This window comes from Pseudomaricurvus sp., from assembly GCF_965662505.1.
In the GTDB taxonomy this organism is placed as follows: domain Bacteria; phylum Pseudomonadota; class Gammaproteobacteria; order Pseudomonadales; family Cellvibrionaceae; genus Pseudomaricurvus.
In genome coordinates this window covers 1-12,093 of record NZ_CBFIHX010000108.1, presented here as the reverse complement: position 1 = coordinate 12,093, position 12,093 = coordinate 1, and the positions used below count along the sequence as shown (strand labels likewise).

The window sequence follows — 12,093 nt, the reverse complement described above, 5'->3', positions numbered from 1 at the left end:
TCGTTGAGAGCGGCGCATTATACGGAGTCTTTATCGCTTGGCAAGTGAAAAATTAAACTTTAATTTCAAACTTGATTCGGTCTAATAAAGCGACTGAAACATCCTACCTATGGACACTCAGCGCCTCACGCCGTCAGCGATCAAGGGAGGCGAATTATACAGACGCCGGAGTGGCGCGCAAGACCCTTTTGAAAAAATACTTCAAAATCATTTCATCTATAAAAAAGCCCGCAACAAGGCGGGCTTTTTATCGTTTAGAACAAGAACATCACTTAGAAAAAGAGTAGCGCTCACTTCAACTCAAAGAGATGATTCTTTTTCTTGCCCAGCTTCACCAGGAAAAAACGACCAAACAACGCCTTCTCTGCCGCAAAGCACTCCGCCGTACGCATATTGTCTTCCATACCCACGGTCTCACCATTGATCAATACGGCATTACGGCCTAATGCATCCTTCACTTCTCTTGAAGCCTTGGCCATACCGCACTCGGAAAGCAAGCCCGTCAAAGGCTTGTCAGCCATAACCTCGTCGGTCAACTCACTGCTCGGCAAGCCATCTTGCGCCAACTGCTCCAGATCCGTTTCTCCAAGCTCTGCCAGAGAGCCACTGAACATTGCTTCAGTGATGCGCTGCGCTGCAGCCAACCCCTCTTCGCCGTGAACCAGTCGAGTCGCCTCTCTTGCTAAAACACCCTGCGCCTGCGGACGACCTTCGGCAACCACATCCTCAGCCTGAATTTTGGCAATCTCTTCAACACTTAAGAAGGTAAAGTAGTGGAGGAATTTATACACGTCGGCATCCGCTGTGCCGAGCCAGAACTGATAGAAGCTGTAGGGCGAAGTCTTTTGCGGATCCAGCCAGACAGCACCGGATTCGGTTTTGCCAAACTTGGCGCCATCCGCCTTGGTAATCAGGGGTACCGTCAAACCAAAGGTTTGTGCTTTATTCTGGCGGCGCGCCAGGTCAATCCCGCCGACAATATTACCCCACTGATCACTGCCTCCTACTTGCAGAGTACAGTCGTAACGGCGATTCAGCTCAGCAAAATCCATCCCCTGCAGCAACGCATAGGAAAACTCAGTAAAAGAGATGCCAGACCCCTCGCGCTGCAAGCGCTGCTGAACGGACTCTTTATTGATCATATTGTTGATGGAAAAATGTTTACCCACATCCCGCAAGAAGTCGAGCACATTCATCTCACCCGCCCACTCTAGGTTGTTCACGACACGAGCTGGGTTATTTACCCCTTCAAACTTGATGAACTGGCTCACCTGGCTGCGAATTTTGTCCGCCCAGCCGGCAACGATATCCGGTGTACTGAGTTGACGCTCCGCCGCTTTAAAGCTGGGATCACCAATCAATCCTGTGGCTCCACCCACGAGGGCAATCGGGTTGTGGCCGGCATTCTGAAAGCGCGTGAGAACCAAAAGAGGAACAAGGTGTCCAAGGTGCAGACTGTCAGCTGTTGGATCGAAACCGCAATAAAGTGTCCGTGAGCCCTCTGCCAGATAAGCCTCGAGCTCATCTTCACCGGTCATTTGCGCAATCAGGCCGCGCTCACGTAACTCCTGAATCAGGTTGCCATCCACTGTAGACATGGTTCTATTACCTTAAACATCTTATAAAGAAAAAGGGCGAGACGCCGCTATGACGGGCGCTCCAAAGAAAGGCGCACAATACCGAATTTCCAAGTAAAAACAAGTTTTGCGATCTGTGGCGGCGTTCAAACAACCTCGGGGAACTGGCTGTTTACCCCGCCCTTGTTACCGTGAATATGTTTTTACCCATGATTTTCTGATATAAGTGCGGGATTCTCCGACAAAATCATTAAGCAGGCTCATCTGACAGCATTTGGGTGACTTGTGTATTTATAGATTGAACCTTAAGACCAGAAAGGCAATTGCTCGCAGTATGAAGGCACCTCAACCCAAATCATTATTCAACCGCCTTGCCCAGCGGCTGAAGACCTTTCCTCGCAGACACCTGATTACCGTGAGCGTCTTGGGCGCAGCCCTGCTAATCACGCATGTGCTCACGCCTACCGAAGACACGAAAGCCAAGCGCAACGCCAAGCCCATCAAACTGACCCTTCAGGATCCCGAACTTCAGGAATTACTCCCTGACGCAGCAGACCCTGTCACGCCAACACTGGTACCCACCATTGAATGGCACAAGGAAAAGGTTCGCTCTGGCGACAACTTATCCCTGATCTTCCAGAGAGCCGGCCTGTCTGATCGGGATCTGTACGAGTTCATGTCCGGCAATCCGGACACCAAAGCCCTCAAACGCATTCATCCCGGCCACGAGCTGGAATTTCACATCGAAGAGGATCGCCTGCAGGGGTTACGCTACCGACAAAACCGCCTTGAAAGCGAACTGTTCACCCGTAGTGGTCAAAAATTTGATCACAAAACCGAAACTCTGCAGCCCGACACCCATACCGCATACCGTGAAGCCGTGATTAAAAGCTCGCTGTTTATCGCCGGACAAAAAGCAGGCATGAACGCAAACTTGATCATGGAACTGGCCAACATCTTTGGCTGGGACATTGATTTCGGCCTGGACATCCGCAAAGGGGATCACTTCAAAGTGTTATTTGAAGAGCGTTTTTTGAACGGAGAGAAGATCGGCAACGGCAACATTCTCGCGGCAGAGTTCACCAACCAAAAGACCACCTACAAAGCGGTGCGCTACGAAGACAGCAAGGGTGACGTTCATTACTACACTCCGGAAGGCAGAAGCATGCGCAAAGCCTTTCTCAGAGCACCGCTGGACTTTCGTCGCATCAGCTCCAATTTCAACCCGCGGCGCCTGCACCCGATCACCAAGACCGTGCGACCTCACCGCGGCACCGACTACGCAGCCTCCCGCGGCACCCCCGTGTGGGCTGCGGGCGATGGACGGGTCATTCGCGCCGGCTACACCAAACCCAATGGTAACTACATCGTCATTCAGCACGGCAATAACGTTCAAACCAAATACTTGCACCTTCACAAGCGCAAGGTTCGCACTGGCGACAGAGTCAAACAGAGACAGGTCATTGGTACTGTAGGCTCTACCGGCTACTCTACCGCACCCCATTTGCACTATGAATTTCTACTGGACGGCGTACACCGCAACCCACGCACGGTACTGGACAAGCTGCCGAAAGCACGATCTATTGCCTCGTCGGAAATGCCGCGTTTCTTGCAAGCCACGCAGCCGATACTTGCCGCTCTGGAAAACCACCATCAACAAATTCTGGTTGCCAAAACGGGCCACAATTAACCTGGCAGCGTAAGGGCTAAACCATGAAAGAACACTATATTGGCCTGATGTCTGGCACCAGCGCCGACGGCATCGACGCCACACTCATTGAGTGTGGGCCTGAAGGCCAACTCACTGTTATCGACCACCTTGAAACACCCTATCCAGACGACATACGTCAGAGCGTTCTCGACCTATGCCAACCTGGTGATAACGAAGTAGAACGCTTGGGCCAACTGGATCAACGGCTGGGACTCGCTTTTGCGGAAGCGGTTCAGCAACTGCTTCACCAGAACCAACTATCTGCGTCCGACATCAAGGGAATTGGCAGCCACGGGCAGACCGTACGCCACCACCCCCAGGGCTCCGTGGATCATCCATTTACCCTGCAAATTGGCGACCCCAATCGTATCGCCGAGATAACAGGAATCACCACAGTCGCTGACTTTAGACGTCGGGATATGGCCGCAGGAGGCGGTGGCGCACCACTGGCACCGGCCTTTCATCAAGCCGTATTCAGCTCCAAGCAGGAACGGCGAGTGATTGTGAACATCGGCGGCATCGCCAATGCCACCAACCTGGGATCCGAGCTTGCCTCAGGTTTTGACACAGGCCCCGGCAACACACTGATGGACGGATGGGTGCAGCGCCACAACGGTCACACCTACGACGCCTGCGGACAATGGGCTGAGAGCGGCAAAGTCAATGCGCAACTGCTGACACAGCTGCTGGCACACCCTTACTTTACCGCGCCCCCGCCCAAAAGCACCGGCCGCGAAGATTTTAACCTTCACTGGCTGGAAGCCCAGCTGGCGGTGCTCCACAAAACACACCCACAGGAAAAAATAGCCGCTGAAGACGTGCAAGCCACACTGTTGGAACTCACAGCAGCCAGTATTATTGATGGCATCACGCAACACATCCCTCAGCACGATCACATTTATATCTGTGGTGGCGGCGCACGAAATACCGCTCTGATGAGTCGATTAAACCAGTTGAGTCATGTACCGGTATCCACCACCAGCACACTGGGCATTGATCCTCAGCAGGTGGAAGGTGCTGCTTTCGCCTGGCTTGCCAGACAGACACTGCACCACCTGACCGGGAACAAACCCGCAGCTACGGGCGCTGACAGAGAAGTGATTTTGGGAGGGATTTACCCGGCCGGGTAAATCCCAAAAGATCCTTAAGATCAGATAGAGAAAGACGATCCGCAACCGCAGGTGGAATTGGCATTGGGGTTTTGAACCACAAACTTCGAGCCTTGCAAGCCCTCTTCGTAATTGACTTCAGAACCCGCCAGATAGGGATAGCTCATAGCATCCACTACAACGGTAATGCCGTCTTTTTCAATGACTGCGTCGTCTTCCGCGACCAGCTCATCAAAGGTAAAACCATACTGAAAACCCGAGCATCCGCCACCAGTAACAAACACCCTCAACTTCAGGTCATCATTGGCCTCTTCTTCCACCAGTGATTTCACTTTGGCGACGGCGCTGTTGGTCACCTGGATGGCTTGTGGGGTAAAGGTTTCAGGGGTACTCATGATTCACTCCGAATAAACAACCACGACGGGCAACACACTGTTCTAATGAACACACCCAGACGCTATAGAGGCGCATTATCCCTTTACCCCAGTAAAACAGTCAAGTATTAGCCACAACCTCAAGATTGCCAGAGTCTTTACCGCTGTTGTCTTTGGCTTTAGAGCTTTTACCGCCGGAAGAGTCAGTCGCAGACTTGGTATCCTCTTTTGCTGAAGAAGGCTTGGTGTAGAGCAGACTGCCGTTGACCTGCGCGCCTTTCACCATCTCGATCATATTGTAATGAACGTTGCCGGTCACCGTGGCTTTGGCGGCCAGCTCAATGTGCTTGGCGGAGTGAACATCGCCGTTCACCGAACCGTTGATAATAATGGTCGGCACACAGATATCACCTTCTACAAAGCCCTTCTCCATGATCCGTACCCGCGCATCAGCGCCCTCTTCCGCGTAAATATTGCCCTTTACACGGCCTTCGATCTCCAAACTGCCGCTGAACTTAACATCTCCGGTCAGCTCAGTTGATTTGGAAATTAACGTCGTACCACCGGATGAAAACCCCATAGAACTGTCCTTCTTACCCCACATATTCAACTCTCCTGCACAAGCCAACCAAACTTCTTTTCGACCACAACGGGCTCACGTCCTGTTGACTTGGCAACCAATTCGATTCTTTCAGGCTCAAAATTTGTCGGCAGACTGATCCGCCCTTCGATGGTCTGAAAGTACTTAAATCGCAATTTAATATTCTTGCTACCGACATTGTCTGACACATCACTCAACGGAAGTGTGACCAGTTGCTCACCCTGACGCCCCACAATGTTAAATTGCAGCGATCCGTTTAACAGGCTGTGCTTTGTCGCCAATTGCTGCACCACCAGCTTGTATTCGTACTGACGTGGCGCGCCGGTAGAGATAACGTTCAATGACCCGATGGTGAGACCACGCTCGTTGTCCGAGGGAGACATCAGCCCGCGATAGAAACTGATATCTTCCTGCAAAGCGGCAATTTCCGACTTCAATTCCAATACTTCACCGCGAACCCCTTCGCTGGCCTTGCGATCGACCTGAGCACCCAGCTTGAGGTTCACTACCTCCTGCCGCAAACGATCCGCTTCGTCAGTGCTGGCGACCAACTCCACCTTAAGGCGGTCCCGCTCAGCGATGACTTCTTCCTGCAGACTGTGGTTTTGCTGCTGCCCATACCAATAACTGCCATACACGGCCGCACAGCCCACAATCAGCAGCAACAGTGTCAGAGTAATCCGCCGCCATGGGCGGTAGGGAACAACGATCATCCGTGGTTGCTTGCTGCCTTTAACTACCGCCATTACGGAAGCAGCCCAGGCAGATTCAGCCCCAGAGTTTCCTCAAGACCAAACATGATGTTCATGTTCTGGATGGCCTGGCCGGAGGAACCGCGAGTAAGGTTATCGATCACCGACAGCACCACAACCTTGCCGCGCTGCTGCGGCTCCAGTACGGACAAACGACAGACGTTAGACCCCTTCACACTGCGGGTTTCCGGGAGACTCCCCGCCGGCATCACGTCTACGAATGGCTCGTTGGCAAAACGCTCTTCAAACAACGCCTGTAAATCACCTGCGTCGCCCTTGAGATTGGCGTACAAGGTGGCGTGAATACCACGCACCATAGGCACCAAATGCGGCACAAATGTCACTCTGGAAAGGTCACTGCCGGCCGGCAGGACATCGTTCAACGTCTGCTCAATTTCCGGTAAATGACGATGGCCGGCAGCGCCATAGGCTTTAAAGTTTTCGCCGGTTTCCGCCAGCAGCATGGGAATTTTTGCCTGACGGCCAGCGCCACTGGCACCCGAGGCTGCACTGGCAATCAGGTCAGTGGCATCCACCAGCCCCTGCTCCAGTAAAGGCAGGAAACCCAGCTCAATGGCGGTAGGATAACAACCGGGGCAGGCCACCAACTGAGCACCTGCGATCGCATCGCGGTTCAGTTCCGGCAGACCATAAACGGCCTGCGGCAACAACTCGGGACAGGAATGCTGCTGGTCGTACCAACTGGACCAGAGCTCAGCATCGCGGATTCGAAAATCAGCAGATAAATCCACCACCCGCACGCCACGATTCAACAGCTCAGGCATCATCGCCTGGGCAACGCCATGCGGCGTGGCAAAAAACACCACATCACAGGCAACCAGCTGTTCGACATCAGGCACCGTAAATTCAAGATCGAAGAAGCCACGCAGGTTGGGATAGAGCTCATCGACTCGCACACCCGCCTCGGCGCGAGACGTGATGATCTTCACTTCCGCCTGAGGGTGATTTGCCAATAACCGCAACAACTCAACGCCGGTGTAACCGGTGCCGCCCACAATACCTACCTGAATCACATTGACCTCTCTTTAGCCACTTTTCTTAAGCCACTCTGACGCGATCGCCTTAAAATTGATCGCGATAATAAAATGATGGATTTGCCGAATACGGCAATTGCCGCCACAATAACTGCCACCACAACGGAATCAGATACTGGCGGCACGGAAATACGCCCCAAAGGCGGATGTCGCACCAATCGCCTAGTGTATAACAACCACCTCCATAAGCAATGCGGGCTTCAGCCTATTGAGTCACACGCTGCTGGATTCCGGTTATAACAGCCAACCAAGCCAGACCCGGATATGTCAGAACCCTCAAGTAAAGCGCCATCATCAACCCGCAGCACGCTGAGCAATCCCGCCCGGATGAAAGGCCGCTGGCAAGAGCTGCTGGATACGTTTCGGCATCGGTTGGCGCATCTGGATGCCTTGCCCCAGTTGACGATTCTCGGATTCCTCTGTGGCCTGGCTGCTGCAGGCGTGATTACTGTGTTCCGCCTGCTAATCGATGTCCCTCTACATCTGTCGCTGGGTACCGGCAGTCAGGATTTCGAATCCTTACCAGATCACTGGCTCTTTCTCCTGCCTGTCATTGGCGCCCTGATCATCGGCCTCATGCTTCACTTTATCCCCAAAGAGAACCGTCAGGTCAGCATAGGCCACGTGCTGGAGCGCCTGCACAACCACCAGGGGAAACTGCCAGCGATTAACTGGGTGGTACAGTTTTTCGGCGGCATCCTGACTCTGCTCAGCGGCCAGTCCATGGGCCGTGAAGGCCCTGCGGCACACCTTGGGGCAGGCGTAGCCAGCCAGCTGGGGCAATGGCTACGACTGCCCAACAACTGTCTTCGAACGCTGGTGGGCTGCGGGGTTGCCTCAGCCATTGCCGCCTCCTTCAACACCCCCATGGCCGGCGTTATCTTCTCCATGGAAGTGATTTTAATGGGGTACAGCATCGCCGGTTTTATCCCGGTAATGATGGCTTCCGTCACCGGCGCGGCTGTTGGAAGACTGGTTTTTGGACAAGAACCCGCCTTTACCGTCGTGCCGCTGCAAATGGAAAGCCTGAGCGCCCTGCCCATTGTGGCAATAGCAGGACTGGTGATCGCCGTATTCGCGGCGCTGTTTATCCGCCTGCAGCTCATGTTTAACAAACAGCAGCGCTACCCGGTTATATTGCGCATGCTGACCGCAGGGGTTGTCACCGGAGTCCTGGCGCTGTGGACACCACAAATTCTGGGCGTGGGTTACGACACTATTGACGCCGTGATGCACGGGCAATTGGCCCTTCCGCTGTTACTGAGCATTGTGGTTGCCAAGCTGATAGCCACCAGCGTCAGTGGCGGTCTGGGCATGCCCGGAGGGCTAATCGGCCCCATGCTGTTTATTGGCGCCATGCTGGGCGCTGCCATTGGAACCGTTGCCAACATGCTGCTACCTGAAAGCGGTGCCAACCCCGGTTTTTACGTTTTGTTGGGCATGGGAGCCATGATGGCGGCGGTGATGAATGCCCCTCTGGCCGCGCTGATCACCGTCTTCGAGTTGACCCACAATCCGCACACCATCTTCCCGACCATGCTGATCGTCGTTGTGGCCGTGATCACCACCCGTCAGCTGTTTCGTTGCGAGGGAATTTTTATCGCCCAACTGGAAGCCAACGGATACAGCCTAAGTCACGGCCCCATTCGTCAGGCGCTGGATCGCGTCGGCGTTCGCAGCGTCATGGAAACCAAGTTTCTCCGCTGCACCAACCGCATGACACTAGCCCAACTCCGTCAACGCTTGCAGCAACATCCCGCCTGGCTGGTGGTGGACGAACCGGATCACGAAAAGTATCTACTCGCCGCAGCCGATGTCTCCACCTACCTGGAAAACCTCAACGAAACAGATGACGACACCGCGGACAAAACTGCTCCCGACGAGAACGAAGACATCAAGCTGCTGGACATTCCCGGACGCCAGTGGCTATTGAAGCCCATTCATCAACAGGCCAGCCTCTTCGAAGCGCAACAGCAACTGAATCAGCACAAAGCCGACGCCCTCTATGTGGAGCGGGAAGGCGTGACCTGGCTATCGCCGGTGATTGGGGTCATCACGAAAGAACACATCGACAACTACTATCGAGTGTAAATAGCAATCGGGTATGATGCCGCGTCAAGCTTTCATGGCACGCTATCCCACACGACATCAAAAGGAACCTCGCAACATGCTCTGGGTGAAAGCCTTTCATATTATCTTTATGGTCTGCTGGTTTTCCGGCATTTTCTATTTGCCCAGACTGTTTGTGAATCACGCGTCCGTATCCGATCCGGCCACTCGGGATCGCCTCAGCCTTATGGAAAGCAAGCTCTACCGGTTTATTACGCCGTTCATGCTTCTGACCCTTGTTTTTGGCCTGTGGCTGGCCAGCTACTCCTGGTCATTTTATATGAGCCAACCCTGGTTTCACGCCAAGCTGGGGCTGGTCGCCGCACTGATCATTTATCACGTCTATTGCGGGCGCTGCATCAAGCGCCTGCAAAACAATCAGGATACCCGCGGCCACGTGTTCTACCGGATTTTTAACGAGCTCCCGGTATTTGCTCTGTTTGGCGCGGTAATATTGGTCGTCGTCAAACCGGGCTGACCGCAGACCACAGCCACAGCCACAAGACAAAATCCAAGCGTGTGTTAGACTCAGAGTGAAGGCCACACACGCATTAAATGACGGATTTTGTAGCAAATGACGGAATTTGAAAGCACCGCGCCAGTTATCTTAAGTTTTTCCAGCCACGACCCTTCCGGCAGTACCGGTATTCAGGCCGACATTGAATGCGCAGCAAGCCTGGGCTGTCACTGCACGCCCATCATCACCGCCCTCTGCGCCAAAGACACCCGCGACACCAAAGAAATCCTGCCCGTCGCCTCGCCGCTGCTGATTGAACAGGCAAGAGCCATTCTTGAGGACATGCAGGTCAAAGCCGTCAAGGTGGGTTATACCGGCAGCATCGAAAACGTCGAAGCCATTCATTCAATCCTTCGAGATTACCCCAGCCTTCCGGTGGTGCTCGATCCGGGCACTCATGTGTGCGGCACCAAGCTGGCTGATGCTCCTGGGGTACTTGGAGCCATTGAAACCCTGCTACTGCCACTCGCCACCGTCACCACCCCCGATCTGGCCGAAGCCCATGAGCTGGCTCAGCAAGGTGACACCATCCACGCCTGTGCGCAGGAAATTCTCGAGCATGGTTGCGAGTATGTACTGATCAGCGGCGCAGAGCGCTCACAGAGTACTTTCGAGAACCATCTGTTTGGCAAGCAGGGGCTGATTCAAACATTCTCCCACAAGCGCCTGAAGATGCCTGTCAGCGGCTGTGGTGCCACCCTGGCTGCCAGTATTGCCTGCTATCTTGGACACGGCTTGAGAACAGAAGAAGCCATTATTCAAGGGCAGAACTTCACCTGGAACAGCCTCGCCAACAGTCGTCAACTGGGCATGGGTCGGCGCACCCCCAATCGCTTCTTCTGGGCAACCAAAAACTCTGGCAATCAAAGCACAGGGAATGGCTAGTCCTTTACTCCGCTGACGCTGTCCTTTCAGGGTTACACCTTGCCCCTTCAGGTTTACACACAGCCCCTTCAGAGTTACACACTGCCCCTTCAGGGTTACATTTCCCGTCTCCGTTAGCGATAATGGCTCCTTTTCGTTACCCAGCCGTAGGCACCCTACGGCTCCCAGCAAAGGATCTCCCATGAGTCGTTCCAACGAATTATTTGAACAGGCCCGGCAACACATTCCCGGAGGAGTCAATTCCCCCGTTCGTGCATTCAAGGCCGTCGGCGGCACTCCGGTATTCTTCGAACGCGCAGAGGGAGCCCACCTGTTCGATGCCGATGGAAAACGCTATGTGGATTATGTGCTGTCCTGGGGGCCCATGATTCTGGGGCACGCTCACAAAGAAGTGATTGATGTCGTGATAGAGAAAGCCCGTCAGGGCCTGAGCTTTGGGGCGCCCACTGAAATCGAAACCACACTGGCTGATCGCGTCTGTGAGATCATGCCCGGCATGGACATGGTGCGCTTTGTAAATTCAGGTACCGAGGCGACCATGAGCGCCATTCGCCTGGCTCGCGGCTACACGGGTCGCGATAAAATCATCAAGTTTGAGGGCTGCTATCACGGCCACTCCGACTCCCTGCTGGTGAAAGCCGGCTCCGGCGCCTTGACGCTCGGTGTCCCCAGCTCACCGGGCGTGCCTGCTGCACTGGCCGACCACACCGTCACTCTGACTTACAACGACATCGCCGGTGTCGAAGCCGCCTTTAAGGAAATCGGTGATGAAGTCGCCTGCGTCATCGTCGAACCGGTGGTCGGCAACATGAACTGTGTGCCGCCGATTCCCGGTTTTCTGGAGGCACTGCGCAGCCAATGCGACCAGCACGGTGCCGTATTGATTATCGATGAAGTGATGACCGGTTTTCGGGTCAGCGCCACTGGCGCACAAGGGCACTACGGCGTCGAAGCAGACCTGACAACGCTGGGCAAAGTCATGGGTGGCGGCATGCCGGTTGGCGCCTTTGGCGGCAAGAAAGAGATTATGTCCCACATCGCTCCGCTGGGGCCGGTGTACCAGGCCGGCACCTTGTCCGGCAACCCTGTCGCTATGGCGGCGGGCCTTAAGACTCTGGAATTGATATCTGAGCCAGGCTTTTACGAGCCGCTATTCCGCAAGACGGACCAGTTAATAGCCGGCCTGAATGCCATCGCCAAAAAACACAACATCCCCTTTACCAGCAACCACGTGGGCTCGATGTTTGGATTCTTTTTCACAGAAGAAGAGAAGATCACCAATTATCAGCAAGTGATGAACTGCAACACTGAACGCTTTAATCAGTTTTTCCACGGCATGCTGCAAGAGGGAGTCTACTTTGCACCGGCGTCTTACGAGGCAGGTTTTATGTCCGCCGCCCACA

11 protein-coding genes are annotated in these 12,093 nt (G+C 54.2%); 6 read left to right on the top strand and 5 right to left on the bottom strand.

Features of this window, described 5'->3' with window-relative positions; genetic code table 11:
* Window positions 1–290: 290 nt before the first annotated feature.
* Complete coding sequence (gene tyrS / locus ACTG33_RS13485; protein WP_439135747.1) at window positions 291–1,598, bottom strand: tyrosine--tRNA ligase; 1,308 nt, start codon at window positions 1,596–1,598, stop codon at window positions 291–293.
* Between the two features lie 313 nt (window positions 1,599–1,911).
* On the opposite strand from tyrS, the gene ACTG33_RS13480 reads away from it, so the two are divergent.
* Together ACTG33_RS13480 and ACTG33_RS13475 are read left to right on the top strand one after the other, a co-directional pair.
* The gene (locus tag ACTG33_RS13480; RefSeq protein ID WP_439135746.1) at window positions 1,912–3,267 is read left to right on the top strand and encodes a peptidoglycan DD-metalloendopeptidase family protein; all 1,356 of its coding nucleotides are present in this window, start codon (window positions 1,912–1,914) and stop codon (window positions 3,265–3,267) included.
* Between the two features lie 23 nt (window positions 3,268–3,290).
* On the top strand, window positions 3,291–4,418 hold the full coding sequence (locus ACTG33_RS13475) for an anhydro-N-acetylmuramic acid kinase (RefSeq protein ID WP_439135745.1): 1,128 nt from the start codon (window positions 3,291–3,293) through the stop codon (window positions 4,416–4,418).
* Between the two features lie 20 nt (window positions 4,419–4,438).
* Here the strand turns inward: ACTG33_RS13475 and erpA are convergent, their stop codons facing one another.
* The 4 genes from erpA to argC all read right to left on the bottom strand — a co-directional run bounded on the left by erpA (window position 4,439) and on the right by argC (window position 7,158).
* Entirely contained in the window at window positions 4,439–4,792 is a 354-nt protein-coding gene (erpA, locus tag ACTG33_RS13470) for an iron-sulfur cluster insertion protein ErpA (protein ID WP_439135744.1), read from the bottom strand.
* A 100-nt stretch (window positions 4,793–4,892) separates the two neighbouring features.
* Window positions 4,893–5,351, bottom strand: a complete 459-nt coding sequence (locus tag ACTG33_RS13465; RefSeq protein WP_439135743.1) for a bactofilin family protein — start codon at window positions 5,349–5,351, stop codon at window positions 4,893–4,895.
* A gap of 26 nt (window positions 5,352–5,377) precedes the next feature.
* Window positions 5,378–6,118: a DUF6776 family protein gene (locus ACTG33_RS13460; protein ID WP_439135742.1), complete on the bottom strand. Its 741-nt coding sequence runs from the start codon at window positions 6,116–6,118 to the stop codon at window positions 5,378–5,380.
* Window positions 6,118–7,158, bottom strand: coding sequence for an N-acetyl-gamma-glutamyl-phosphate reductase (gene argC, locus ACTG33_RS13455; protein WP_439135741.1), 1,041 nt, complete (start codon window positions 7,156–7,158; stop codon window positions 6,118–6,120). The genes ACTG33_RS13460 and argC overlap by 1 nt, the downstream gene beginning before the upstream one ends.
* A 285-nt stretch (window positions 7,159–7,443) precedes the next feature.
* Between argC and ACTG33_RS13450 the strand changes: the two genes are divergently transcribed.
* The 4 genes from ACTG33_RS13450 to hemL all read left to right on the top strand — a co-directional run.
* A complete protein-coding gene (locus ACTG33_RS13450) occupies window positions 7,444–9,270 on the top strand; it encodes a chloride channel protein (RefSeq protein ID WP_439135740.1) in 1,827 nt (608 codons plus the stop codon).
* A gap of 13 nt (window positions 9,271–9,283) precedes the next feature.
* Complete coding sequence (locus tag ACTG33_RS13445) at window positions 9,284–9,766, top strand: CopD family protein (protein WP_439135739.1); 483 nt, start codon at window positions 9,284–9,286, stop codon at window positions 9,764–9,766.
* Between the two features lie 96 nt (window positions 9,767–9,862).
* Window positions 9,863–10,690, top strand: a complete 828-nt coding sequence (gene thiD / locus ACTG33_RS13440; protein WP_439135738.1) for a bifunctional hydroxymethylpyrimidine kinase/phosphomethylpyrimidine kinase — start codon at window positions 9,863–9,865, stop codon at window positions 10,688–10,690.
* 181 nt (window positions 10,691–10,871) lie between these two features.
* Window positions 10,872–12,093 (top strand): glutamate-1-semialdehyde 2,1-aminomutase (gene hemL, locus ACTG33_RS13435; RefSeq protein ID WP_439135737.1); only part of this gene is annotated, 1,222 nt, incomplete at its 3' end.